Here is a 23,277-nt window from a genome sequence, read left to right as displayed (position 1 = left end):
AGGCGCTCGCGCGCGGACGCGTCGTCCTTTCGTTCTTCGAGGCGGCGACGAAGCGCTACGCGCACGGCGTTGCCTTCACGCAGATTGCGCCCGAGGATCAGGAGTCGATCGCGAAGATGCTCGACGGCGCGACGCCGGAGCCGCGCTAAGACTCGTTCCCGAGAAATCCGTAGAAGAAGTACTTATTGCCGTCGGACGTGCCGATGACGATGCGCCGTTCCTCGATCTCCGCTGAGACGATCGTTTTGCCGATCAGCGTGTCGAGGATCGTTTGGGCCTGAAGGAACTCCGCCTCCCGCAACTTGTCGGGTTCGACTTCGATGAGATGCAGCAGTTCCTCGATACGATCGTTCATGGTCACCCTTCACAGTATCGACCTGTTCGGCGAGAAAACTTAGCCGCTCGGTTCGCTTCATCAGGTTCTCGAACGGGACAACCTGAAGCGAGCCTCTTCATACGGGTCCTTGAGGAGGCTCTGAGCGAGCCCCGGAGTCACCGGATGACGGGAGGAGGGGGCGAGGAAGGCAGCAGGAGCGAGCCATGGACGGCGAGCGACGAGCGTCTCCGAAGGGACCCATACAAGGAGGCGAGAGCAAGGGTGCGGCGTCCTTATAAAGTGGGGGCCCATGCTGCGAAGTCAGCGTGGGGGCGCGCAGCGCAGTTGAGGGCGCGAAGCGGCCGAAGCGCAGCGTAGCGCCGGACGCCGCGCAGGGTGCGGCGTCCTTATAAAGAAGGCTGGCGCGCCATGTATCTCCTGGAGGTTCTGAGCGGCCCTCTCGACGGGAAGACGTGGGCGTTCGACCGGGAGATTACCATCGGCCGCGACGACAAGATCGCCGAGGCCTGCATCCCGCTCGACCGGTACGTCTCGCGCAAGCATGCGTATCTCTGCGTCGACGGCGAGCAGATATTGCTCACGGATCTAAAAAGCCGCAACGGGACCAAGCTCGACGGCAAAGACCTCAATCAAGCAGCCCCTTTGGAGATCGGCACGCCTTTCGTCGTCGGGCGAACCGTGCTGCGGGTCACACGCGCGTAATCACGCAGCCCCGCGCGCTGCGCGAAGCCGTCGCCAAGCTCCCGCGCCCGCTTGGATTCGTTCCAACCATGGGATCGCTGCATGCCGGTCATCTTGCGCTTCTGGCACGTGCGCGCGCGGCAAGCGCGTGCGTTGCAGCCTCCGTTTTTGTCAACCCGCTGCAGTTTCGCGCCGGTGAAGACTTCGAGCGGTATCCGCGCGATCTCGCCGGCGACCGCTCGGCGCTGGAAGGCGCCGGCGTCGAGCTGCTCTTCGCACCCGACGCGGACGCGATGTATCCCACCGGTTTTTCGACGGCGATCGATCCGGGTTCGGTCGGCGAGGCCTTCGAGGGCGCGATTCGCCCAGACCACTTTCGTGGCGTCGCAACCGTCGTGGTGAAGCTGCTCGATCTCGTGACGCCCGACGTGCTCTACGTCGGGCAGAAGGACGCGCAGCAGACCGCGGTGCTGCGGCGCGTCGTGCGCGACTTGAACGTGCCGGTGGAGATCGAGATCGTCGAAACCGTACGCGAGAGCGATGGGCTCGCGCTTTCGAGCCGCAACGCGTATCTGAGCGGTCAGGAGCGTACGGCTGCTCCGACGCTGTACCGTTCGTTGCGCGAGCTTTTGGCGGTGCTCGAGCGCGGCGCGAGCAAGGCTGAGGCAATCGCCGTCGCGCGCAGCGCGCTCGCACCCGCGGCATCGCTCGACTACTACGATCTGGTGGACGCCGACACGTTCGAGCCGCTCGAAAGGCTGCGGCCGCCAGCGTTCGTGCTCGGCGCTGCGCGCTTCGGCAGCACGCGCCTCATCGACAATCTCTGGGTACGCGGATGAAGGGGCGGCGGATTCTCCTCGGCGTGACCGGGGGCATCGCTGCCTATAAAACGGCGGCGCTCGCCTCGACGCTCGTGCAACGCGGCGCCGTCGTCGACGTCGTCATGACCGCCGAGGCCGAGCGGTTCGTCGGCGCGCTCACCTTCGCATCGCTGACGGGGCGCCCGGTCTACACTTCGCTCTGGGATGCACCCGAAGAGATTCCGCACATCCGGCTGGTGCGCGAGGCGGAGGTTGCGATGGTCGTTCCGGCGACCGCGCACGCGATCGCCAAGCTCGCGCTCGGACTCGCCGACGATCTGCTCTCGACCGCGCTGCTTGCCGCGCGCATTCCCATCGTACTCGCACCGGCGATGAATGCGGCGATGTACGAGAATCCCGCAACGCAAGCGCATCTTGCGACGCTGCGCGAGCGCGGCTATGCGATCGTCGAGCCGGAAGAGGGCTACCTCGCCGAGGGCGAGCACGGCGTCGGGCGCCTGGCGTCGGAGGAGCGCTTGATCGCCGCGCTCGAGCGATCGCTCGCGCCGCAGACGCTCGCGGGCGTGCGCGTCGCGATTACCGCGGGTCCGACGCGCGAAGCCTTCGACCCGGTGCGTTTCGTCAGCAACGCAGCGACGGGGGCGACCGGAATCGCACTCGCGCGCGAAGCGGCGCGTCGCGGCGCCGACGTGACGCTGATTCTGGGCCCCACGCTGCTCGCGCCTCCGGCGGAGGTGCGCGTGCTGCGGGTGACGAGCGCGCGGGAGATGCGCGACGCTGCCCTCGCGCACGCCGTCGGCGCGGACCTCACGATTGCGACCGCTGCGGTAGCGGATTGGCGGCCCGCGGAGTTCGCGGCGGAGAAGCGCGCGAAAGGTGAGGCCGAGCTCGATCTGCGCTTCGAGGCGAATCCGGACATTCTGGCGGAGCTCGGCGCGCGCAAAGGGAAGAGCTTTCTCGTCGGGTTCGCCGCGCAAACGCACGACCATGAAGCGCGCGCTCGAGAGAAGCTGCGGCGCAAGCATCTCGATGCGATCGTCGTCAACGACGTGGGCGGCGAGCGTGGATTCGGAATCGGCGAGAACGCGCTCGTGCTGCTGTGGGGGGAGAGAGAGAGAAAGGACTTGGGCAAGGGCGGGAAAGCGCTGCTCGCGGCGCGGCTGCTCGACGCGCTCGAAGAGCTGCGAGGCCGCTGATGCTGCTCGCGATCGACGTCGGAAACACCGAGACCAAGCTTGGCTGCTTTGCCGATGGCGAGGATCGGCTGCGTCACACGTGGCGCCTAACCACCGAGCCCCGCCGCACGCCCGACGAGTGCAGCGCGCTCTTCCTGCAATTGTTCGGGCAGAGCGGCATCGCTGCAAGCGAGGTCAGCGCGATCGTGATCGCGAGCGTCGTGCCGAAGCTCGACGCGTCGCTCGAGGTTGCCTGCGAGCGAAGCTTCGGCGTCGCGCCGGTCTTCTTCGAACCGCATCGCCAAAGCCTCATTGCCGTCCGTACGGAGCGGCCGGAGGAGGTGGGCGCGGATTTGGTCGCGATGGCGATCGGCGGGCGCGCGCGGTACGGTTCGCCGCTCATCATCGTCAGTTACGGAACGGCGACCGTCTTCATGGCGATCTCCGCTACCGGCGAGTACAGCGGTGTGGCGATCGCGCCCGGGATTCAAGTCTCGATCGACGCTCTCGTCGGCCGCACTGCGAAGTTGCCGCAGATCGCGCTCGAGGCGCCCCACACGGCGCTCGGCCGCAACACGATCGAAGCACTGCAAGCCGGAATCGTCTACGGCTTCATCGGCCAGAGCGAGGCGTTGATTGCCCGCATGCGCGAAGAGATGGGCGTGGACGCGCGGGTGATCGCCACCGGCGGCCTCGCCGACGTCGTTGCGCGCCACTCTACGCTGATCGAGCGGGTCGACCCGTACCTCAGCTTGGAGGGCCTTCGCTTATACCATGCGGCAAATCGCCGTTAGCGGCCGAAGGCTTGCGAGGGGCCGTCGCCCCATAAAAGCTTGCAAAGCTTGGCCATCGCATAGTAGACTGGTCTTGGAGACTAGTCTACTATGAAGCAGATCGGCGCCTACGAGGCCAAGAGCCACTTTAGCCAGATCCTCGACGACGTCGCCGCCGGTGAGACCGTGACGGTCACGCGGAACGGGCGTCCCGTCGCGCGCATCGTACCCATCGAGTCGCGCGCCGATCGCGTTACACGGCTGCTTGGCGAAAGCCGCGCCCTCCGGGAGCGAGTCAACGCCCGCTTTACCGCCGAGGAACTGAAGGACATGGCACGCGAGGGCCGGCGCTAGGTGCTCGTCATGGATTCGTCAGTGGTTCTCGCATGGCTTTTGCCCGACGAGCATAGTCACGATGCGGAGTCCATCCTCACGCGCATGCGTGACGAATCAGCCGCGGCACCAGCGCTGCTGCGGGTCGAGGTCGGCAGCGCTTTGCTTGCCGCCTCCCGCAGGGGAAGAATCTCCGATGATTCGCTTTCCGAAGCGTTTGTGAAATTCGAAGCATATCCGATCGACATCGTGCCGATAGAAACCGAGCACGTTCGCGAGGCGATGACCCTCGGCACGCGGTACGCTCTCACGGTCTACGACGCGCTCTACCTGCGACTCGCTGCGGCGCACCAGGCCGTCTTGTGCTCGTACGACGCGGCCCTCTTGGCAGCCGCATCCCGTCACGGCGTCGCTTGCGGCTAGGATACGACGAACGTGGGCCACGCCGTTTCTCCGTTGCGTATCGGGCCGATCGAGGTCTGGCCGCCGCTCGTGCTCGCGCCCATGTCGGGCGTGACCAACCGCACGATGCGTGCGCTCTACAAGCCGTTCGGCCTCGGGCTCACCGTGACGGAGTTCGTCTCGTCCAACGCGCTGAAGTTCGGCAGCAAGCGCACGATGGAGATGATCGACCAGCACGGTATCGAGAGACCCGTTTCAACGCAACTCTGGGGCGACGATCCGCAGGCGATGGCGCACGCGGCGAAGATCGTGCGCGAGTGCGGCGCCGATATCGTCGACATCAACTTCGGCTGCCCGGCGCCGAAGGTCACGAAGACGAACGGCGGCTCCGCCTGCCTGCGCGATCCCGACCGTTGCGAAGCGATCATGCGCGCGGTCGTCGCCGCGGTCGACTGCCCGGTGACGATGAAGATGCGCCTGGGCTGGGGCGAGGACCGGCTCGTCTACCTGGAGATTGCCCGCCGCGCTCAAGATGCCGGCGTTCAGGCGCTGACGCTGCACGCGCGCACCGCGAAGCAATTCTATAAAGGAGATGCCGACTGGGAGCACATCGCGCGCCTCAAGCGGGCGGTCGAGATTCCCGTAATCGGTAACGGCGACCTCAACGACGCGCACGTTGCGATGCGGCGCATGCGGGAGAGCGGCGTTGACGCAATCATGCTCGGGCGCGCGACGCTGGGCAATCCGTGGCTCATAGCGCAGATCCGCGACCTCATGGAGGGACGCGAGGCGCAGCCGTCGCCGAACGCGCCCGATCGCTTGCGCTATGCGATCATTCACTACCGCGCGATGCTCGACGAGTTAGGCGAGGCGCGCGCGGTTCCGCAGATGCGCAAGCACGTCGCGCTCTACTTGAAAAGCGTTCCCGGCGCGGCGCAACTGCGCGAGCGTTTGATGCGGCTCGACCGCGCCGACGACGCGATCGCGCTCATTGAAGAGACGATCGCGCGCCTCGAATCCAACCTCGCAGCATAGGAGAAAAAGAAGAGGGCCGGATACCCGGTCCTCTTCCGTGTAGCTCGCGGATGCGAGCGCCGCTCCGACTAAGCACCTCGACTCTAGCGCGGGTGACCAGTCCGCGTCAAGGTGCCTAGCCATCGGGAGCGCGCGCCCGGCGGGACTCAAACCCGCATCCTCCACTTAGTCGGAATGGCGCTCTGTTCGATTGAGCTACGGGCGCCATCGGCCAATACCGCGGCGTGAAGCAAGAGCGAGGCCCTCAATAGAGAATTCTCGCCGGCGATCATGCCTCTCCAGGTCGAGCTCGTTCCATTGCTGCAGCGCGAGCGGGAACTCTACGCCGTTCCACGCGGGCGCGAGCGTTTCGATGCGTACGTCAAAGCGATGACCGACGAGACGGGCGAAGCCGTGTTGCCGTTGACCGTGCTCAACCCGATGGGGCGCGAGCACGTTGCCGAGCTGCTCGACCGCATGATCGATCTCGGCGTGGAGCGCGTCGCCGCGCAAGCCGCCGCGCAGGCGCAGGAGCGCCTGGCCGGCGTGGACGACAGCGTGCGCGTCGCGATCGCCGTCGCGGACGATCTCAAAGGCGGATGGACGAATCGCTACTTCACCGAGATGGCAAACCGCTTCGAGCGACGGTACGAAGTCGCGCGCGGCTGGGCGACGGTACTCTTCTGGACGAGTGAAGAGCCGACGCTGGAGCACGCACGTCGCGAGACGCTCGGCGCCATCTGTCGCACGGTTCACGAGCGCAAGCACGGCCCAGCGCGAACGCTGCGAGCGATGATGGAGCAAGAGGGCGAGGCCGCGCACTTTGCCGGCGAGCGCGTGCACCTCGACGACGCAGCGCTGCGCGACGCGCGACGCATCATCGAGCCGCTCCGTGAATCGACGGCGTATCCCGCGATCGTAGCGGCGCTCTACGGCGACGAGGCTGCGGCGTCGCTCGGATATCCGCCGCTGGGCCTCCCCGCGCGGGCCGGCTACGCCGTGGCGCTCGCGCAAAGCCGCGATCGCCCTTCGACAAGCTCAGGGTGACAGCGGGGAGACGGCGAAAAGGCCATTGATGATCGAGGAACGCGACGCGCTCTACGGCGCGGCGACTCCGGCAGAGCTCGCCGACGAGACCTACGAGAACTACCGGCGCTACGTGAACCCGCCGCTGGCGCGCGTCATGCGGCTCTCCGGCAGTCCCGTGGAGACGCGCGCGCACGGCTGCACGATTTGGGATCAGAACGGAAAGGCGTATCTCGATTTCGCGGGCGGCTACGGCGTCTTCACACTCGGCCACACGCACGTACGCGTCGTCGAGGCGGTTCGCGCGCAGCTCGATCTCATGGCGCTCTCGGGCAAGACGATGTTCGACCCGCTGCTCGGCCGCGCCGCGAAACGCCTTGCCGAGCTCGCCCCCGGCGACTTGCAGATCTCGTTTTGGTGCAACTCGGGAACCGAAGCCGTCGAAGGCGCAATCAAGCTCGCGCGCGCTGCGACCGGCCGCGCGAAGATCGTCGCGACGCATGGTGCGTACCACGGTAAGACGCTCGGCGCGCTTTCAGCCAGCGGTCGCGACGCGTTTCGTACCCCGTTTGCGCCGCTGCTCGCCAACGTCGAGCACGTACCCTTCGGCGACGAAGAGATTCTCAAGAGCGCGCTCGACGGCGCGGCTGCGTTCATCGTCGAGCCGGTGCAGGGCGAGGGCGGCGTCAACGTTCCGCAGCCGGGATACCTGCGCGCTGCAAAGGCGGCGTGCGAGAGTGCGGAGGCGCTACTCGTCGCCGACGAAGTGCAGACGGGGCTCGGCCGCTGCGGCTTTCGCTTCGCCTGCGAGCGCGACGGCGTCGTGCCCGACGTGATGACGCTCGCGAAGGGACTCTCCGGCGGCGTGATCCCGGTAGGAGCGTTCATCGCGCGACCTGCGGTTTGGGAGCGCGCCTTCGGAAAGGCGCCGCTCCTGCACACGTCGACCTTCGGCGGCAATCCGCTCGCCTGCGCGGCGGCGCTCGCCGCGATGAACGTGCTCGAGGAGGAGCATCTCGTCGAAAACGCGCGGATTCGCGGCGAGCAGCTTCTTGCCGGGGCGCGCGCAGTCGCGGCGCAGTTTCCCGCCGTAATTCGCGAGGTGCGCGGGCTCGGGCTGCTCGTCGGCGTCGAGCTCACGAACGAGGGGTATGGCGGCGCGATCATTCCTGAGATGCTGCAGCGCGGCGTTACGGCCGCATGGACGCTGAATCAGCAGCGCGTGATTCGCTTGGAGCCGCCGCTGGTCGTCAACGAAAGCGAGATCGCGCGCGCGATCGACGCATTGCGCGCCAGCATTGCCGCAGCCTACGAAAAGCTCGGCGACCTCTAAGCGCGAATGCCGTTCGTCGAGACTGCGATCACGGTGACTGCGCCAGCGCGGGTCGTCTACGAGCTGGCGAAGCAGCAGGATCGCTTTCCGCAGTTCATGCCCGACGTCGAGAGCGTCACCATCCTCGAGCACCGCGCCGGCGGCGTCGTCTCCCGCTGGAAGACGCTCGTGGAAGAGGCGCCCATCGAATGGACCGAGGAGGACCGCTTCGACGACGACGCGCTGCGGATCGACTACAAGCTCCTGGAAGGCGATCTCGACACGTTTGAAGGAAGCTGGACTTTCACCGAGCGCGACGGCGCGACGCACGTGGTGCTCGGCGTGGAGTACGACTTCGGGGTTCCGACGCTCGCCGAGCTCATCGGACCGACGCTCGAGAAGAAGGTGCGGGAGAACAGCGAGATGATGCTGGCAGCGTTAAAACGAGAAGCGGAGCGCTTGTGATCGCATGAGCGTTCCGAAGTTTTGTTTTGTCATTCATCCGGTGAGCCTGGATGACGTGGCGCGGTACGAGCCCAGCGCAAAGGGTAAAGGCGCGCCGATCGTGCGCAAGATCCTCGAATGGATGCCGGCGTGGACGGCGGTGCACGTCACCGGCGTGCGCACGCCGGACGGGCGCGAGACCGAAGGCTGGTTCGTCGCCACTGGGTTGCTGCCCGAGCAGATGCTCGAGCTGCCGCGCGAGGACGTGTATGCGCGCATTCTGAGCGCGATCGATCTGGGCGTCGAGCTTGGCGCACAGATCGCGGGCCTGGGAGCGTTCACCGGCGTCGTCGGCGACGGCGGCGTCACGATTGCACAGCGCGCGCCGATTCCGGTGACGACGGGCAACTCGCTCACGATCGCCGCGGGCTTGCAGAGTCTCCTGCGCGGAGCGCGCGAGATGGGCGTCGAGCCGGCGGAGTCGACGGCGGTCGTCGTCGGCGCGACCGGCTCCATCGGAGGCGCCTGCGTTCGGCTGCTCGCGCCGAGCGTTGGGCGCGTGATCCTCGTCGCGCGCAATGCGACGCGCCTGCGCAAACTGCACGAGCAGATCGCGGGCGAGCTTGCCTGTCCGTCGGAGGCGACGACCGACGTCTCGGCAGCGGTGCGGCGCGCGCAGCTCGTGCTCACGGCAACTTCCTCGACGCAAGACGTGATCGAGCCGGAGGATTTGCAGACCGGCGCGATCGTCTGCGAGCTGTCGCTTCCGCACGACGTCAGCCGCCGCGTCGCGGCGCTGCGCCCCGACGTGCTCGTGACGGAAGGCGGCAACATGCTCGTTCCGGGCGAGCCGCGCTTCGAGCGCGTGCGCGAGCCGGGCAGCGAGTTCGATCTCAATCTGCCGCCGCGCACCGCGCTCGCGTGCATGAGCGAGACGATGGTGCTCGCGCTCGAGCAGCGTTTCGAGAGCTACACGCTGGGGCGTGGCATCGACCTCGCAAAGGTCATCGAGATGCAAGCGATGGCGGAGCGCTGCGGATTCACGCTGGGTGGCATGCGCGCCTTCGACGCGGCGATCACGCAGGAGAAGATTGCCGCGACGCGCGCGGCCGCGCGCGAGCGGCGCGCCCGGGTTCCCGTATGACGCAACGGTTGCAGCGCTGGCTGCGCTTCGACGCGCAGCGCGTGCCGGTCGTCGAAGAAGCGTACCGCGACTTCGTGCGCCACTCGAAGCCCGGCGTCGCTTTCTTCATCGCGCTGCTGATCGCGATCACCGCGGCGGTGGGCCTGGGCGTCGTCCTCGTCGCGCGGGGCTGGGCGCATTCGCGAACGATGGGTCCGGTCGTCATCACGTTCAGCACCGTTTTCTACGGATCGTTGTTGTTTGCCGTGGTGCGCTCGCCGTTGCCCGTGCTGCGAACGATGCTTGCCGGCGCCGTGAGCTGGCCGCGCGCGTCGCTGCTCGCACTGGGCCTCGGTCTGGCCTGCGTGGTGGTCGAGCTTGCGATCGTGAGCGTGCTCGTGTTGGCATTGCACCTGCGCAGCCATTCGGTCACCATCGATTACTTCAGCGGCGGCCTGATCGCGGGGATGCTCGTTCTCGCGCTCGGGGCGCCGGTGGTCGAAGAGTTTCTGATGCAGGGTTGGCTCCAGACGCGCGTGCAGCGCCTGGGCCCGTTTTGGGCGGGCGCCGTGACCACGATCGTTTTCGTGCTGGTCCATCTGCCGACGTCGTTTCTCGACCTCGCGCGCGGCGTCGCGCTCGGTACGGCGGCGTGGTTTCGCGCGACGACGCGCTCGATGCTCGCGTGCATCCTCGTCCATGCGACAAATAACATCGCGATCGCGGGGCTGCTGCTCGCCGCGCGCGTCTCGGGGCATCGATGAAGACCGTCGTCTCCGTCTCGCTCGGCTCCTCGAAGCGCGACCATCACGCGCGGGTGACGCTGCTCGGCGAAGAGTTCGACATCACGCGCTCCGGCGTCGATGGAAAGCTCGACGTGGCGATCGCGAAGGTTCGCGAGCTCGACGGAAAGGTCGACGCCATCGGGCTCGGCGGCATCGACGTCTACCTGTATGCGGGAACGAAGCGGTACGCACTTCGCGACGGTCTGCGCCTGCTCGACGCGGCGAAGATCACGCCCGTCGTCGACGGCAGCGGCTTGAAGAACACGCTCGAGCGCGAAGCGGTACGGTTCATGCGCGAAGAGCTCGGTATCGAGCTACGCGGCACGAAGGTGCTCATGGTCAGCGCTCTCGATCGGTTCGGCATGGCGCAAGCGCTCGTCGACGCCGGGGCCGACGTCCTCTTCGGCGATTTCATTTTTGCGTTGGATCTCGACAAGCCGGTGCGCGATCTCACGACCTTCGAGGAGATGGCTGAGAAGTATCTCCCCGACGCGTGCAAGCTTCCGTTCCAGTTCTTCTATCCCACCGGGAAGAAACAAGACCAGCCGCCTGAGCCCAAGTACCCGCAGTACTACGAAGAGGCCGAGATCATCGCCGGAGACTTCCACTTCATGCGGCGCTTCATGCCGCCGCGCCTCGACGGTAAAATCGTGCTGACGAACACCGTGACCGATGCGGACGTCGAAGACCTAAAGAAGCGCGGCGTCTCAACGCTCGTGACGACGACGCCGGACTTCGGCGGGCGTTCGTTCGGGACCAACGTCGTGGAAGCCGCGCTCGTCGCGTTGCTCGGCAAGAAGTGGGGCGAGATTCGTGCGCAAGAGTACGAGCGCGTGCTGCACGAGTTGTCCCTCAAACCGCGTGTCATTGACCTCCACTAAGCCTCGGCGGCTGCCCCGCGTCCTGGGGTTCTTCGACGTCTCGGTACTGTCGTCGGCGTCGATGGGCCCGGCGTACTCGCTCGCTGCAACGACGGGGCCGATGGTTGCGGCCGCGGGCGCCGCCGCGCCGCTCGCGCTGGGCGCGATGACCGCGATCATGCTCTGCATCGCCGTGAGCTACGCGATGCTTTCGCGCGTCGCGCCGAATGCGGGGTCGGCGTATTCGTGGGTGCGAGAGTCGTTCGGGCCGTATGCCGGCGCGTACGCGGCGTGGCTGCTCCTGCTTTCGAACTTCTTCGCCACGCTCGCGACCGCGGTGCCGGTCGGCTTCTACACGCTCGCGCTCGTCGCGCCCGCGCACGAAGCGGATCCGCGCTGGTCGGCGGTCGTCGGCGCGATCTGGATCGCCGGCAGCGCGATCTTGCTCTACGCGGGCATCAGGCCGACAGCAGCCGTTACGCTCGTCGCGCTGCTCGTCGAGATGGCGGTGCTCGCAGCGAGCGCGATCGCATCGTCGTTCCTTCCGCCGCCGCACGCCGCAGCCGCGCACGCAAGCGCCGTGCCGGTCACGTTCGCCGGCGTGCTCGCCGCGATGACGCTCGCGGTGTGGATGGTCGACGGATGGGAGCTCTCCGCTGCGACGAGCGAAGAAGTCGCCGGCGACGCAAGGGCATCCGGGCGCGGCGGCATCACGGGCCTGCTCGTTACCGCCGCCGTCCTCGGCTTGTGCATGGTGGCGTATCTGCACGCGGGCGGCGTTGCCGGTCTCGCCGCACATCAAACCGACGCGCTCGCGTACGTCGGCGATCGTCTCGGCGGCGAAGCGTGGCGCGTCGCAATCGTCGTGACGGTGCTGACCTCGTCGCTCTCGGCGCTGTGGACGACGATTCTCTACCTATCGCGCTCGGTGTACGCGATGGGGCGCGACGGAGTGCTCGCGCGCGCCTTCGGCGGCTTGGACGACCGCAACGAGCCTCGCTGGGCGCTCGTGGCGGTCGCCGCGGTGGCGACGCTCTTCGAGCTCCTTACCGGCTTTTCGTCGTCGGCAGCGGACCAGCTGACGCTCGTGCTCGACGGCAGCGCGCTCTTTCTCGGACTTCTCTTCGGGGTGAGCGCGCTCGCTTGCGTGCGCCGTTTCCTCAGGGTTCGCGGAGCGCTCCTCGCCGGCGTCGTCGTTCCACTGGCCGGCGCGAGCCTGCTCTTGGCGGTCCTCGGCTTGTCGGTGGTGACCGAGAGCGCGCAGCTGCGCTCGTACGCGCTCGTGGGGGTGCTGTCAGGCCTAATTTTCGCCCTCTGGCGGGGCCGTCCGGCGGCCGAGGCAGGGTAAGAAATGGGCCTCCAGAACAAACGGCGCCAGCGCCCGGGCGGGCGCGTCGACTTTTGGGGCTTTCGCATGGTGCGAGGCCCCACCCTGAGGTGTTGCACTTGAACGACAAAGAGATCATCTTGACCGCCGAGGGCCTCACGAAGCTCCAGCTGGAGCTCGACGAGTTGAAGAGCGTGCATCGCCGCGAGGTCAACGACCGCATTCGTCAGGCCAAAGAGTACGGCGACCTGAGCGAAAACGCGGAGTACGAAGATGCAAAACAGGAGCAAGCCTTCATCGAAGGCCGCATCTTGCGCATCGAATCGATGATTCGCAACGCGCGCCTGATCGAAGAGACGGAGTACGCCGCCGGGGAAGTGCATCTCGGCGCGGTGGTCAAGGTCAAGGACGTCAAGAGCGACGATACGTACGAGTTCACGATCGTCGGTTCGGCGGAAGCCGATCCGCCCAAGCAGCGCATCTCCAACGAATCGCCGCTCGGCGGCGCGCTCATGGGGCACAAGAAGGGCGAGACGATCGACGTCACCACGCCGCGCGGAATCGTCAAGTACCGCATCGAGCAGATCAAGACCAACGGGGCGAAAAAGATAAAGAAGGCGTCCTGAGCGTGGCGCCCACGTCGAAGAGCTCGGGGTGAGGTTCGTCCAATCTCGGAACCGCTCGTCGCTCGTCGTCCGTGACTCGCTCCTGCTCGTCGGCCTCGTCGCTCCCGACGTCCTGTCTCCGCTCCTCGGTCCGACGTTCCTCAATCGGACGAACCTCAACCCGCGCTCGGACGTTCTTCCACGCTTCGAGGATGCGTTCTCGAAAGGGGAAGTAGCTTGGACTCTGGTGGCGTAGGCAAGACCGAGGCTGCGCTCGTCGCTGCGAGGCGAGAGCACCTCGAGCGGTTGCGCGCGCGCAGCGGCGACCCGTTCGCACAAACGCGCTATCCCGTCGATGCAACCGCTGCCGAGCTGACGGCGCGCTACGGGTTTTTGGAGAACGGGCAAGACGCCGCAGCGGAGGGCTGGAGCCTCGCGGGACGTCTGCTCGGAAAGCGCACGATGGGCAAGAGCATCTTCGCGGATCTTCAAGATTCCGCTGGCCGGGTGCAGCTCTATATAAAGAAGGACGACGTCGGCGAGCAGGGCTTCGCCGATTGGGATGATCTCGAACGAGGCGACCTCGTCGGCGTGCGCGGGTACATGTTTCGCTCGAAGATGGGCGAGCTGACCCTGCGCGTGACGTCCGCGACCGTGCTGGGAAAATCGCTGCAGCCCCTTCCCGACAAATGGCATGGCTTGCAGGACGTCGAGAAACGCTATCGCCAGCGCTACGTCGACCTCATCGTCAATCCGGAGGTTCGGGAATCGTTTCTGCAGCGCAGCCGCATCCTTTCGGAGATGCGCCGCTTCATCGACGCGCAGGACTTCTTCGAAGTCGAGACGCCGACGCTCTTGCACGTCGCCGGCGGTGCGGCGGCGAGGCCCTTCCTGACGCACGTCAACGCGCTCGACCAAACGATGCAGCTGCGCATCGCAACAGAGCTGAACTTGAAGCGCCTGATCGTCGGCGGCATCGATCGCGTCTACGAGATCGGGCGCATCTTTCGCAACGAAGGCATCGACACGACGCACAACCCGGAGTTCACGATGCTCGAGCTGTATGCCGCGTACTGGAACGTGCACGACATGCTGGAGTTCAACGAAGCGCTCCTCGCGCGGCTCGTCGAGGTCGTCTCCGGCGGTGCGAGCGAGCTGAAGTTGGGCGACCGCACGCTGTCGTTCGCGCGACCTTTCGCGCGCATCGGCTATTTCGACGCGCTCGCGCAGTACAGCGACGGGAAGCTGACGCAGGAGCGCCTGCTCGACGCAAAGGGCGCGGCAGCCGCGCTCGAGGAACTGGGCCTGCCGCCGTCTCCGGCGCACGGCCACGCGCTCGACAAGATCTTCGACCGGGTTGTGCAAGACAACTTGGTGCAGCCCACCTTCGTGATGGACTATCCGGCGGTGATCTCGCCGCTCGCCAAGCGCAAAGCAGGCGATCGCGAGCTCGTCGATCGCTACGAGCTGTTCTGCGCGGGCATGGAGATCAGCAATGCCTTCACGGAGCTGAACGATCCCGACGATCAGCGAGCCCGCTTCGAGGCGCAGGCCGCACAGCGTGCTGCGGGCGACCAAGAGATTCCCGAGCCCGATTGGGACTTCGTGCGGGCGCTCGAGTACGGCATGCCGCCGACCGCCGGCATCGGCATCGGCGTCGACCGGCTCGTGATGTTGCTCACGAACAACGTCTCGGTGCGCGACGTCATTCTCTTCCCGCTGCAACGCCAGCACGGGTGAGCGTGTTCCCGGCAGTATGGATCTAACAAAAGAATACCCCCGCAGCGTGCACGAGGAGATGCTGGGCCTCGTCCAGCTTCCGCGCACGATTGACAAAGCCAAAGCCGTCGTACACGGGAACGTCGGCGAATACAATTACGATTGCCCGATGGACCAAGGACTCTTCGAGTTCCTCGGCGTCACGGGTGAGGAGTTGCTCGACGTCGTGCGCACCGCAAAGGGCGATCGCGAAATCGAAGAGCGGCTCGCGCCAATCGTGCGCAAGAAATCGCCCGCCGAGATCGAGCGTTGGAATCGCGACTGGCTGAGCCATCGCCCCGAGGGACGCTCCTTGGAAGGATTCCTCACGGTGCGCAATCGCGTCGCACCCGACCGCGAGGACGTCATGACCTGGCCGGATCTTCTCGACCTCGACGAAAAGCGCGAGGTTCCCGTTCGCGTGGGCGTCTGACCGCGCTGCGCTGCACCGTCGAATACGACGGTACGGAGTTCCACGGTTTTCAGCGACAGGCGTCGGTTCGCACCGTCGCCGGCGTTCTGGAGGATGCGCTCGCCAAGATCTTTGGCGAGCGCATCGCCGTAACGGGGGCTGGGCGCACCGACGCCGGCGTGCATGCAACGGGGCAAGTGGTCTCGTTTCGCACTCCGGGTGCGTTTCCGGCCGAGCGGCTCGCCGTCGCGCTCAACGCCGTGCTCGACGACGACCTTGCGGTGCGCGACGTTGCCGAAGCCGGCGACGATTTTTCGGCGCGCCGCTGCGCGTTAGAGCGCACGTACGTCTACGCGATTCTGAATCGCGCCGCGCCCTCGCCCTTGCTGGCCCGCTACGCGTGGCATGTCCGGCGCGCGCTAGACCTCGACGCGATGATTGCGGCTGCGGCGCATCTAGCCGGCGAGCACGATTTCCGCTCGTTCTGCGCGCTGCCGGAGAACGGCCGCACGGTACGCAGGCTCTCCGAGTGCGCGCTCGATCGCCGTGGCGAGCTCGTGCGGCTGCAGGTGAGCGCAGATGGGTTTCTTCATCATATGGTGCGCGCGATGGTCGGCACGCTCGTCGAGTGCGGCGATGGGCGCCGCGACCCGGCGAGCCTGCTCGCCGTACTGGCGGCCCGAGAGCGCAGAGCTGCGGGCATCACCGCCCCCGCCCGCGGTCTCTACCTCGCCGGCGTTCGCTATGCGGGGTACGACTCGTACGGCGAGCCGTGGGTCGGGGAGGTGCCGCCCGCTCGCCCGCCGGAACTGCGCTAACGTTGGCGTTCCATAACGCGCGCGCGTCTGCGTTTCTCATTGGGTTGCTCGCGTCGGCCTGCCTCGTCGCGGCATGTTCGCCGCACGACGCGTCGGTGGAGCGCGGCGTCGCGACCCACGATCCGCTGGTCACGGTCTTCCGCGCCGACCGCGAGACCGCGTGGCGGAGTTTTCGCCTCGGCGGCGGGCTCAACGTCGTCGTCGTGAGCGACGATCTACCGCGTACGTTCGCGTGGCGTTTCCAAAGCGGCGGGATCTCGTCGTCGCCGACGGTGATGGGAACGACGATTCTCGTCTCGGCCAACGACCATCACCTCTATGCGATCGACGGCGTGACGGGATCGCTGCGCTGGCGCTACCGTGCGGAGAACGAGGTCATGTCGCAGCCCGCGTATGCAAACGGGCTCGTCTACGTCGGCACCGGGAACAACGGCGACATGGTCTACGATCCGCCGCACTTCGTCGTGATTGGCGAAGGCATGAACAAGTTGGAGGCAATCGACGCGGCGACCGGCATCGAAGCGTGGTGGAGCGGACTCGACGGGACGGGCATGCCTTCCCAGGCAATCATCGGCGGCACGATCGTCGCCGCCGACGGTGCAGGAACCGTGCTCGCCGTCGACGCGCACACCGGCGCGTATCGCTGGCATCGCCGTCTGCCGAGCGCCTTCGCGATGTCGAGCGTCGTCGACGGAGAAGACGGGCGGATCTATCTGTCGGGACGTCTCGAGAATGCCGTCTACGCGCTGCGCGCGCGCGACGGCGCACCGGCGTGGAAGCATCGCTTCAGCGACCTCGACGGTGCGATCGGTGCCGATCCGCTCGCGCTCACCCCGGTTGCGCTCGTCGGAATGTACTTGGAGCCGGTTGCGCCCGGCCCGCGCGGCCTCATCGTCACCGAGGGCGCGCGCGCGCGCGAGCACGTCTACGCGCTGGACAGACGCACGGGCAGAATGCTGTGGGACACGAGGCTCGCGTCGGTCGTCGGCCGCGTGCCGAGGTACAACGAGGCCGCCATTCCCGCGATCTACGGCGGGCGCATCTACATAGGAAGCGCGGTGGCGCCGATCGTCACGGCACTCGACGCGAACGGCCGCGTGCTGTGGCAAACGCGCGTCGACGGTCCCGTCAAGGGCGGGATCTGCGCGCGCGACGGCATCCTCTATCTGGGCGATTTGGGCGGCCATCTGTGGGCGCTCGACGCGCGCACCGGACGCGTGGTGGGTTCGACGGCGACGGACATGCAGTTCAATACCGGTTCGCCGATCGTCGTGAACGATTCGCTCGTCATCGGCGGCCGCAGCGACGTCGTGGCGCTGCCCCTCTCCGCGATCCGCGATTCGCGCCAGGTCGCGGGGATAACCCGGCTGACGCTCTGGGAGCGCATCGGACGCTCCCTCGGCCGGATCGTGCCGCAGCGCGACCCGCACCTCGAGAAATCCTACGCTCGGCACTGAATCGGGAAGGAGACGCCTGCCGGCTACGGGCGCGCCCTTGACCCCCGGGGTCTTTCCCGATAGAATCCCTTGGTCGTGCGAACCTACCAGCAGACGACGGCAGAGACGCGCCACGATTGGTATATCGTGGACGCGGCGGGGCAGCGCCTCGGGACCCTCGCCGTCCATATCGCCCGCGCCCTCTCGGGCAGGCACAAACCGACGTGGACGCCGCACATCGATGACGGCGATCACGTCGTCGTGGTCAATGCTGCGCAGGTGGAGCTCGGCGGTAGGAAATGGGACGACAAAGTCTATCGCCGGCACAGCGGCTACCCGGGCGGTCTGCACACGCGCACCGCGCGCGAGATTCACGCCAAGCACCCGCAGCGCCTGATCGAGATGGCCGTCCGCGGCATGCTGGCGACGAATAAACTACGCGGGGAGCAGCTGCGGCGTCTGCGCGTCTACGCCGGTACCGAACATCCGCACGAGGCGCAACAGCCTCGCCCGCTCGCTGAGGTCCCCACGCATTGAATCCAGCTGACGTCTCGCAAGGGACCGGTCGCCGCAAGCGCGCAGTCGCGCGCGTGAAGATCACGCTTGGCCAAGGCGTGATCACGATCAACAAGCGTTCGATCGACGACTATTTCCCGCGCCCGCAGCTGCAGCAGATCGTGCGCCAGCCGCTCGAAGCTACGCAGAGCGTGGCGCGCTTCGACATCGACGTCAAGACCCAAGGCGGCGGCATGACCGGTCAAGCCGGTGCCGTGCGGCACGGCATCGCACGCGCACTGCTCGAGATGGACGAGACGTTGAAGGAGACGCTGCGCAGCAACGGCTTCCTCACGCGCGACTCGCGCGAGAAAGAGTCGAAGAAGTACGGCCGCAAACGGGCACGCAAGCGCTTCCAGTATAGCAAGCGCTAGCTCAAGCTCTCGCAGCCTTTACGTCTCCTTGAGCCTGCGCGCCGCGGCGATCGTTGCGGCGAGCATGGCGCTCTTCATCCATCCGAGCGCCGCGTGGATCGAGCGCGTCTACACGAACGGTGCGTACGCCCGCTGGGAGCCCGTCGCGCACGCAATCACACGTCTCTTCCCGTGGTCTCTTGGCGATCTCGCCGCGCTCGCCGGCGCCGCACTCATCGTATGGCGCATCGTGGTGCGCGCGCGAGAAGGCAGGAGCGGGCGAGCGTGGTTTGCCGCCGGATTCGCCGCACTCGACGTGCTCGCGATCGCGGCGCTCTACGCGATTTGGTTCGAGGCGAGCTGGGGCTGGAACTACGATCGCGCACCGGTTGAGACGCGCGTGCTCTACGAGCCTTCTCGCATTACTCCGCGGGCGCTCGAGGCGCTGCGAGCTCGCGCAATCGCCGAGATGAACGCGCTCGCTCCCGCCGCGCACGCGCGCGCGGGCGAACGGCTCGAGCTCGTTGCACTGCGCGCTGCGTGGCTTGGCGTCGTACGGCGCAGCGGCGACACGTGGGCGCCGCAGGTCGGGCAACCGAAGGCGACGCTCGCCGATCCGTTCATGAACGCGACGGGAACGAGCGGCTTCATCAATCCCCTGACGCTCACCGTGCAGCTCGCATCCGACCTTCTCTGGTTCGAGCGCCCATTCGATCTCGCGCACGAGTGGAGCCACGTCGCGGGCTTTGCGCGTGAGGACGAAGCGAACTACCTCGCAACGCTCACCTGTCTGCGCTCGCCCGATCCAGCGGTTCGCTACTCCGGCTGGATGCAGCTCTTCTTCGCGCTCCCTCCGCTGCGCCAGTACCGGCACAGCACGTTTGCCCCGCTCGTCTGGAGCGATTTCGCGGCGATTCGCGCGCGCGACGCGCGCCGCATCAACCTCTCGCTCGCGCGTCTTTCCTGGCACGCGTACAACGCCTATCTCAAGAGCAATCGCATCGTCTCCGGCGTCGCGAGCTACGACGAGGTCACGCGCTTGATGCTAGCGATTCCGCTCGACCGCAGCGGCTTGCCGGTAACAGCGCGGACATAGCCCGGCCCCGCGGCGGTCACACGGCCGCCGTACGATCCGGAGCATGTTCGACGTAGCACACTCCCTGCGTAGCGGCTTCGCCGAGGCTGACCGGCAGTTGCGCGACGCGCAACGCGCCGTCGCGCGGGCCGACGCCGGAGACGACCGGCGCGGTGCCGACGCGGCAATGGCCGCCGTCGCGCGCAGCGTGATCTTTACCGAGGCGCTGCTCGGTGCGACGCGTGCGCGGCTGCAAGAGATCCAGACGGCGGCGAAAGGATGAGCGTCGACCTTCTCGCCACGGCCGCGAGCGCAATGGACGCCCAGCGCGCCGCGATGGACGTCGCCGCGCGCAACGTCGCCGCAGCCGAAGCGGCCGGGCCCGATGCGGCGTATCCGCGCGCGGTGCCGCAGTTCCGCATCGTGGAGAGCCCGCGCGGGAGCATGGTCGAGTTCGCGGGCACGCGCAGCGAGCGCGGCACGAACGTCGACATCCTTACGGAGATGATTGCCGTGATGAACGCATCGCGCTCGTACGAGAGCGACGCAGCGATCTTCACCGCGGGCAAACGGCTCGCCGAGCGTACGATCGAGCTCGGACGCGTATGACGGTACGCCTCCTGCAACCCGACGCTCCTCGGCCCGACTCCGCGGCCCGCGGTGAGAACGGCGACGCTGCGGCCTTCTCCCAAGCCGTCGACGCGCTCGGCGCGATCTTCGGGGACGCCACGCGTGCGGAGGACGCATACGCGAGCGGGCGCGGGGATCTGCGCGGCGCGGTCTACGCTCGAGCGCGTGCCGATGTTGCGCTCGCGGTTGCCGTCGCGGCGGCGCAGCGCACGGCGCAGGCGGTGCAGAGCGTCCTGAACATGCAGATTTGAGATGCCCTGGTCGTTCGCGCTCGCACGCTGGAGCTCGCTCGAAGGGCGCTCCCGCGCGATCGTTGCGGCGGTTCTGCTCGCGTTGCCGCTAATCGGCATCGCTGCCGCACTCCTCGAGCATCCGTCACAGAGCGCGCTCTTCGCGACGCCGCTCCATCCCGAGCAGCTCGAAGAGGTCGAGGAGCGGCTCGCGGGTTGGAACGTTCCCTTCACGCCGACGCAGGAGAACGTGCTCGTCGACGCGCGCCGCAGAAGCACCCTCCTGCTCCGCCTCTCGCTTGCCGGCGTTCCGCACGCGCACTTGACGGGGGAGAACGAAGCGCTCGCGAGCGTCGGCGCGCTCACGCCGCAGAGCGTCATCGACGCGCAGGCACTCGACGGGCGTGCGGACGACATCGCCGCGTCGCTGCGCGACGTCGCCGGCGTGCAGGACGCGCGCGTCATCATCGCGCCGGCGAAGAGCGCCGAGTTCGCAGACGAGAGCGCGAGCGCCGCGACGGCGAGCGTGCGTCTGCGCCTCGACCCCGGCGTGCGGCTCTCCGGCCAGACCGTCTCCGGCATTCGCGACTTCGTCGCTGCCGCCGTCCCCGGCCTCGTCGCACCGCGCGTAACGATTCTCGACGACCGCGGCCTCGCGCTCGGCACCGCGGGCAGCGGCGACGAGGACGCGACCGGCGTGCAAGTCGCGCTCCAATCGGCGCTCGACGCGGCATTCGGTGCCGGCACGACGATCGTGCGGGTGCGCACCGGCCCCGCAAGCACGTCGACCGCCGTGTTCGTCGACACCGCCCATACCGGCGATCTGCTCGCCATTCGCGACCTGGCCGCAGCGACCGTCGGCTACGACGCGCAGCGCGGCGACGCGCTCGCGGTGCAGGCGGTCGACTTTGCGCGGCTGCCGAGCGCGCGCAAAGATGCGTGGTGGCTGCTTTACGGTAGCATCGTGCCGCTGCTTCCGACCCTCGCGTGCGTGGCGGGCGCGCTCCTCGCCGTGCGCGCTGCAGCACCGCCGATCGTTGCGGCAGCCCAGCATCTCGCGCAACGCCTGCGGATCGACGAAGCGAAGAAGGCCGCGCCCGAGATGCCGCCCGCCCGCGTTCGCTCAATGCTCGAGGCCGAGCCTCCGCATGCGGCTGCGGCCGTCATCAGCGCGCTTCCCGCCGCGACCGCAGCAGCCGTGCTCGAGCTCTATCCGCCGCACGAGCGGGAAGCGATCGTCAAGCGCATGCACCGCCCGCCGCCGCCGCTCGCTCCCGATCCAAGCGAGTTCCTGCGCGATGGATGAGTTCGTGCCGTTGGATGCGTATCTGCAAGCGTCCGAACGTGCGCAGGAACTCGCTGCCGCGCCGGAGCCGGCGCAACCGCAGGTCGCACGCCAAGCGCTGCAGGAGGCGCGGCGCTTTCGCGCGGCACTGGCCGACGCGTTCGACGCGGCGCGCGAGCAGCTCGTGCGCGATCTCGCAAGCGACGTGCTCGCGCGGGAGCTCGCCTGCACGCCTGCGGACGTGAAGCGCATCGCACAGCGCGCGCTCGCGCGATATGCCGGCGACGAGCCGCTCCACGTCTGCGTGCATCCCGGCGAGGTCGCGCTGCTCGCCGGGTTCGATCTGCCCGTCGTCGCGGACGCGCGGCTGCGGCGCGGCGACGTGACGCTCGTGCTGCGTCACGGAACGATCGACGCGTCGCTCGGGGTGCGTCTCGCGCACGTGCTGCAAACGGCGTGATTGCCCGCGGACGCGTCGAACGCGTCGACGCAGCGCTGCTCGTCGCTCGCGTCGTCGGCGCAGCCGTCGGGGACGGCGTGCGCGTCGCCGGCGAGGGTGCGACCGGAGAGGTCCGCCGGATCGACGGATCGCTCGCGTACGTTGCGATGCACGGCGGCCTCGACGGCATGGCCGCGGGCAGCGAGGTGTGGATCGATCCGTCGGTATCGACGATGGCGCTTGGCACCTGCGCGCTCGGGCGCGCGATCGACGCGCGAGGCTTGCCCCTCGACGGAGGCGCGCGCGTGCGCGGCCGTACGGTCTGGCTTGGCGTCGCCGCTCCCGCGCGGCGAGTTCCCGTGGTCGCTGCGCTGTGGACGGGGATACGCGCGATCGACGGGCTTCTCTGCCTCGGCGTCGGCGCGCGCATCGGCATCTTCGGTCCGCCAGGAGCCGGAAAGAGCACGCTGCTCGACGCACTCGCGCGAGCGCGCGCCGACGCCGTCGTGGTCGCACTCGTCGGCGAGCGCGGCCGCGAAGCGCAGCGTTGGGTCGAGTGCTGCGACCCGCGTACGACCGTCGTCTGCGCGACGTCGGACCGGCCGGCGGCGGAGCGCGTGCGCGCCGTGCACGTCGCGTTGGCGCATGCGGCGGCGCTGCGCGAGCGCGGTCTCGACGTGCTCGTTCTGCTCGACAGCCTCGCGCGAACGGCCGGGGCACTGCGCGAGCTCGGCGTCGCCGCCGGCGAGAGCGTCGGGCGCGGCGGGTATCCGCCAAGCGTCTTCGCGCAGCTCGCGCGTCTGGTCGAAGTCTGCGGCGCGACGGCGACCGGCTCGATCACGCTCGTCGCCACCGTTCTCGACGACGGCGAGGAGCGCGATCCGGTGAGCGATGCCGCGCGCTCGCTCCTCGACGGACACGTGCAGCTCAGCGCGAAGCTCGCGCGCGCCGGACGCTTCCCGGCGATCGACGTGCCCGCGAGCGCAAGCCGAACGATGGCGTCGGTCGTCGACGCGCGGCACGCCTGCGCGGCCGGCATCGTGCGCGAAGCCGCCGCCGCGCTCGAGCGCACCGAGGACGCGCGCTCGCTCGGCATCGCGGTGGAAGGCGAACTGCTTCAGGCCGCGCTGCGGTGCGAGCGCGAGCTCGATGCGTTTCTCCGCCAAGACGCCGAGCCGTACGCGCCGGAGCAGACGCGCGCGGCGCTTTTCGCGCTAGCAGCGCTGCTGCAGGGAAACGCGGCGGCAACAGAGCGGTGACGCGAGGGC

Annotated in this window: 30 protein-coding genes and 1 tRNA gene; 29 read left to right on the top strand and 2 right to left on the bottom strand. The window is 67.8% G+C overall.

Annotated elements, in window-relative coordinates; translation table 11 throughout:
• Positions 1-145: 145 nt before the first annotated feature.
• Positions 146-361, bottom strand: a complete 216-nt coding sequence (locus VMV82_04725; protein ID HUY40854.1) for a hypothetical protein — start codon at positions 359-361, stop codon at positions 146-148.
• A 384-nt stretch (positions 362-745) separates the two neighbouring features.
• On the opposite strand from VMV82_04725, the gene VMV82_04720 reads away from it, so the two are divergent.
• The 7 genes from VMV82_04720 to dusB all read left to right on the top strand — a co-directional run bounded on the left by VMV82_04720 (position 746) and on the right by dusB (position 5,557).
• Complete coding sequence (locus tag VMV82_04720; protein HUY40853.1) at positions 746-1,039, top strand: FHA domain-containing protein; 294 nt, start codon at positions 746-748, stop codon at positions 1,037-1,039.
• Positions 1,039-1,857, top strand: coding sequence for a pantoate--beta-alanine ligase (panC, locus tag VMV82_04715; protein ID HUY40852.1), 819 nt, complete (start codon positions 1,039-1,041; stop codon positions 1,855-1,857). Before VMV82_04720 ends, panC begins: the two co-directional genes overlap by 1 nt.
• On the top strand, positions 1,854-3,035 hold the full coding sequence (gene coaBC, locus VMV82_04710; GenBank protein ID HUY40851.1) for a bifunctional phosphopantothenoylcysteine decarboxylase/phosphopantothenate--cysteine ligase CoaBC: 1,182 nt from the start codon (positions 1,854-1,856) through the stop codon (positions 3,033-3,035). The genes panC and coaBC overlap by 4 nt, the downstream gene beginning before the upstream one ends.
• On the top strand, positions 3,035-3,808 hold the full coding sequence (locus VMV82_04705; protein HUY40850.1) for a type III pantothenate kinase: 774 nt from the start codon (positions 3,035-3,037) through the stop codon (positions 3,806-3,808). The genes coaBC and VMV82_04705 overlap by 1 nt, the downstream gene beginning before the upstream one ends.
• 90 nt (positions 3,809-3,898) lie before the next feature.
• Positions 3,899-4,141 (top strand): type II toxin-antitoxin system prevent-host-death family antitoxin, encoded by a 243-nt coding sequence (locus VMV82_04700; GenBank protein HUY40849.1) that lies wholly within the window; start codon positions 3,899-3,901, stop codon positions 4,139-4,141.
• Positions 4,142-4,150: 9 nt separating this feature from the next.
• Positions 4,151-4,543: a type II toxin-antitoxin system VapC family toxin gene (locus VMV82_04695; GenBank protein ID HUY40848.1), complete on the top strand. Its 393-nt coding sequence runs from the start codon at positions 4,151-4,153 to the stop codon at positions 4,541-4,543.
• Positions 4,544-4,555: 12 nt separating this feature from the next.
• On the top strand, positions 4,556-5,557 hold the full coding sequence (gene dusB / locus VMV82_04690) for a tRNA dihydrouridine synthase DusB (GenBank protein ID HUY40847.1): 1,002 nt from the start codon (positions 4,556-4,558) through the stop codon (positions 5,555-5,557).
• A 131-nt stretch (positions 5,558-5,688) separates the two neighbouring features.
• Here dusB and VMV82_04685 read toward each other — a convergent pair.
• Positions 5,689-5,762 (bottom strand) — tRNA-Ser (locus tag VMV82_04685).
• A gap of 65 nt (positions 5,763-5,827) precedes the next feature.
• Between VMV82_04685 and VMV82_04680 the strand changes: the two genes are divergently transcribed.
• The 22 genes from VMV82_04680 to VMV82_04575 all read left to right on the top strand — a co-directional run bounded on the left by VMV82_04680 (position 5,828) and on the right by VMV82_04575 (position 23,268).
• Positions 5,828-6,583 (top strand): hypothetical protein, encoded by a 756-nt coding sequence (locus VMV82_04680; protein HUY40846.1) that lies wholly within the window; start codon positions 5,828-5,830, stop codon positions 6,581-6,583.
• A 28-nt stretch (positions 6,584-6,611) separates the two neighbouring features.
• Positions 6,612-7,895 (top strand): aspartate aminotransferase family protein, encoded by a 1,284-nt coding sequence (locus tag VMV82_04675; protein HUY40845.1) that lies wholly within the window; start codon positions 6,612-6,614, stop codon positions 7,893-7,895.
• 6 nt (positions 7,896-7,901) lie between these two features.
• Entirely contained in the window at positions 7,902-8,339 is a 438-nt protein-coding gene (locus VMV82_04670) for an aromatase/cyclase (protein HUY40844.1), read from the top strand.
• Between the two features lie 4 nt (positions 8,340-8,343).
• Complete coding sequence (locus tag VMV82_04665; protein HUY40843.1) at positions 8,344-9,462, top strand: shikimate dehydrogenase; 1,119 nt, start codon at positions 8,344-8,346, stop codon at positions 9,460-9,462.
• A complete protein-coding gene (locus VMV82_04660) occupies positions 9,459-10,205 on the top strand; it encodes a type II CAAX endopeptidase family protein (GenBank protein HUY40842.1) in 747 nt (248 codons plus the stop codon). Before VMV82_04665 ends, VMV82_04660 begins: the two co-directional genes overlap by 4 nt.
• A complete protein-coding gene (locus VMV82_04655; GenBank protein ID HUY40841.1) occupies positions 10,202-11,107 on the top strand; it encodes a quinate 5-dehydrogenase in 906 nt (301 codons plus the stop codon). Before VMV82_04660 ends, VMV82_04655 begins: the two co-directional genes overlap by 4 nt.
• Entirely contained in the window at positions 11,094-12,434 is a 1,341-nt protein-coding gene (locus VMV82_04650) for an APC family permease (protein HUY40840.1), read from the top strand. Before VMV82_04655 ends, VMV82_04650 begins: the two co-directional genes overlap by 14 nt.
• A 98-nt stretch (positions 12,435-12,532) precedes the next feature.
• Positions 12,533-13,039, top strand: coding sequence for a transcription elongation factor GreA (gene greA, locus VMV82_04645; GenBank protein ID HUY40839.1), 507 nt, complete (start codon positions 12,533-12,535; stop codon positions 13,037-13,039).
• 28 nt (positions 13,040-13,067) lie between these two features.
• A complete protein-coding gene (locus tag VMV82_04640) occupies positions 13,068-13,274 on the top strand; it encodes a hypothetical protein (protein ID HUY40838.1) in 207 nt (68 codons plus the stop codon).
• The gene (lysS, locus tag VMV82_04635; GenBank protein ID HUY40837.1) at positions 13,256-14,758 is read left to right on the top strand and encodes a lysine--tRNA ligase; all 1,503 of its coding nucleotides are present in this window, start codon (positions 13,256-13,258) and stop codon (positions 14,756-14,758) included. Before VMV82_04640 ends, lysS begins: the two co-directional genes overlap by 19 nt.
• A gap of 16 nt (positions 14,759-14,774) precedes the next feature.
• Positions 14,775-15,209 carry a DUF5069 domain-containing protein gene (locus VMV82_04630; GenBank protein HUY40836.1) on the top strand — a complete coding sequence of 145 codons (435 nt, stop codon included), beginning with the start codon at positions 14,775-14,777 and terminating at the stop codon, positions 15,207-15,209.
• Positions 15,098-16,006 carry a tRNA pseudouridine(38-40) synthase TruA gene (gene truA, locus VMV82_04625; protein HUY40835.1) on the top strand — a complete coding sequence of 303 codons (909 nt, stop codon included), beginning with the start codon at positions 15,098-15,100 and terminating at the stop codon, positions 16,004-16,006. The genes VMV82_04630 and truA overlap by 112 nt, the downstream gene beginning before the upstream one ends.
• A 2-nt stretch (positions 16,007-16,008) precedes the next feature.
• Positions 16,009-17,463 carry a PQQ-binding-like beta-propeller repeat protein gene (locus VMV82_04620; protein ID HUY40834.1) on the top strand — a complete coding sequence of 485 codons (1,455 nt, stop codon included), beginning with the start codon at positions 16,009-16,011 and terminating at the stop codon, positions 17,461-17,463.
• 75 nt (positions 17,464-17,538) lie between these two features.
• Complete coding sequence (gene rplM / locus VMV82_04615; protein HUY40833.1) at positions 17,539-17,979, top strand: 50S ribosomal protein L13; 441 nt, start codon at positions 17,539-17,541, stop codon at positions 17,977-17,979.
• Complete coding sequence (gene rpsI, locus VMV82_04610) at positions 17,976-18,371, top strand: 30S ribosomal protein S9 (GenBank protein ID HUY40832.1); 396 nt, start codon at positions 17,976-17,978, stop codon at positions 18,369-18,371. Before rplM ends, rpsI begins: the two co-directional genes overlap by 4 nt.
• 28 nt (positions 18,372-18,399) lie before the next feature.
• Positions 18,400-19,446 (top strand): DUF3810 family protein, encoded by a 1,047-nt coding sequence (locus VMV82_04605; GenBank protein HUY40831.1) that lies wholly within the window; start codon positions 18,400-18,402, stop codon positions 19,444-19,446.
• 43 nt (positions 19,447-19,489) lie between these two features.
• Positions 19,490-19,708 (top strand): hypothetical protein, encoded by a 219-nt coding sequence (locus VMV82_04600; GenBank protein HUY40830.1) that lies wholly within the window; start codon positions 19,490-19,492, stop codon positions 19,706-19,708.
• A complete protein-coding gene (locus VMV82_04595) occupies positions 19,705-20,034 on the top strand; it encodes a flagellar basal body rod C-terminal domain-containing protein (protein ID HUY40829.1) in 330 nt (109 codons plus the stop codon). Before VMV82_04600 ends, VMV82_04595 begins: the two co-directional genes overlap by 4 nt.
• Positions 20,031-20,306 (top strand): flagellar hook-basal body complex protein FliE, encoded by a 276-nt coding sequence (locus VMV82_04590; GenBank protein HUY40828.1) that lies wholly within the window; start codon positions 20,031-20,033, stop codon positions 20,304-20,306. Before VMV82_04595 ends, VMV82_04590 begins: the two co-directional genes overlap by 4 nt.
• 1 nt (position 20,307) lies before the next feature.
• On the top strand, positions 20,308-21,591 hold the full coding sequence (locus tag VMV82_04585; protein HUY40827.1) for a hypothetical protein: 1,284 nt from the start codon (positions 20,308-20,310) through the stop codon (positions 21,589-21,591).
• A complete protein-coding gene (locus tag VMV82_04580) occupies positions 21,584-22,030 on the top strand; it encodes a FliH/SctL family protein (GenBank protein HUY40826.1) in 447 nt (148 codons plus the stop codon). Before VMV82_04585 ends, VMV82_04580 begins: the two co-directional genes overlap by 8 nt.
• Positions 22,027-23,268, top strand: a complete 1,242-nt coding sequence (locus VMV82_04575) for an EscN/YscN/HrcN family type III secretion system ATPase (protein ID HUY40825.1) — start codon at positions 22,027-22,029, stop codon at positions 23,266-23,268. Before VMV82_04580 ends, VMV82_04575 begins: the two co-directional genes overlap by 4 nt.
• Positions 23,269-23,277: the final 9 nt, after the last annotated feature.

This window comes from Candidatus Dormiibacterota bacterium, from assembly GCA_035532035.1.
GTDB lineage: Bacteria > Vulcanimicrobiota > Vulcanimicrobiia > Vulcanimicrobiales > Vulcanimicrobiaceae > Tyrphobacter.
Note: the sequence above shows the minus strand (reverse complement) of the source record. Positions and strands in the feature narration are given on the sequence as shown.

Bases quoted from the DNA above. Each gene is read 5' to 3' on its own strand.
- VMV82_04720 (HUY40853.1), top strand. From the start codon at position 746: ATGTATCTCCTGGAGGTTCTGAGCGGCCCTCTCGACGGGAAGACGTGG.
- coaBC (HUY40851.1), top strand. From the start codon at position 1,854: ATGAAGGGGCGGCGGATTCTCCTCGGCGTGACCGGGGGCATCGCTGCC.
- VMV82_04705 (HUY40850.1), top strand. From the start codon at position 3,035: ATGCTGCTCGCGATCGACGTCGGAAACACCGAGACCAAGCTTGGCTGC.
- VMV82_04700 (HUY40849.1), top strand. From the start codon at position 3,899: ATGAAGCAGATCGGCGCCTACGAGGCCAAGAGCCACTTTAGCCAGATC.
- VMV82_04695 (HUY40848.1), top strand. From the start codon at position 4,151: ATGGATTCGTCAGTGGTTCTCGCATGGCTTTTGCCCGACGAGCATAGT.
- VMV82_04680 (HUY40846.1), top strand. From the start codon at position 5,828: ATGCCTCTCCAGGTCGAGCTCGTTCCATTGCTGCAGCGCGAGCGGGAA.
- VMV82_04675 (HUY40845.1), top strand. From the start codon at position 6,612: ATGATCGAGGAACGCGACGCGCTCTACGGCGCGGCGACTCCGGCAGAG.
- VMV82_04670 (HUY40844.1), top strand. From the start codon at position 7,902: ATGCCGTTCGTCGAGACTGCGATCACGGTGACTGCGCCAGCGCGGGTC.
- VMV82_04665 (HUY40843.1), top strand. From the start codon at position 8,344: ATGAGCGTTCCGAAGTTTTGTTTTGTCATTCATCCGGTGAGCCTGGAT.
- VMV82_04660 (HUY40842.1), top strand. From the start codon at position 9,459: ATGACGCAACGGTTGCAGCGCTGGCTGCGCTTCGACGCGCAGCGCGTG.
- VMV82_04655 (HUY40841.1), top strand. From the start codon at position 10,202: ATGAAGACCGTCGTCTCCGTCTCGCTCGGCTCCTCGAAGCGCGACCAT.
- VMV82_04630 (HUY40836.1), top strand. From the start codon at position 14,775: ATGGATCTAACAAAAGAATACCCCCGCAGCGTGCACGAGGAGATGCTG.
- VMV82_04600 (HUY40830.1), top strand. From the start codon at position 19,490: ATGTTCGACGTAGCACACTCCCTGCGTAGCGGCTTCGCCGAGGCTGAC.
- VMV82_04595 (HUY40829.1), top strand. From the start codon at position 19,705: ATGAGCGTCGACCTTCTCGCCACGGCCGCGAGCGCAATGGACGCCCAG.
- VMV82_04590 (HUY40828.1), top strand. From the start codon at position 20,031: ATGACGGTACGCCTCCTGCAACCCGACGCTCCTCGGCCCGACTCCGCG.
- VMV82_04585 (HUY40827.1), top strand. From the start codon at position 20,308: ATGCCCTGGTCGTTCGCGCTCGCACGCTGGAGCTCGCTCGAAGGGCGC.
- VMV82_04580 (HUY40826.1), top strand. From the start codon at position 21,584: ATGGATGAGTTCGTGCCGTTGGATGCGTATCTGCAAGCGTCCGAACGT.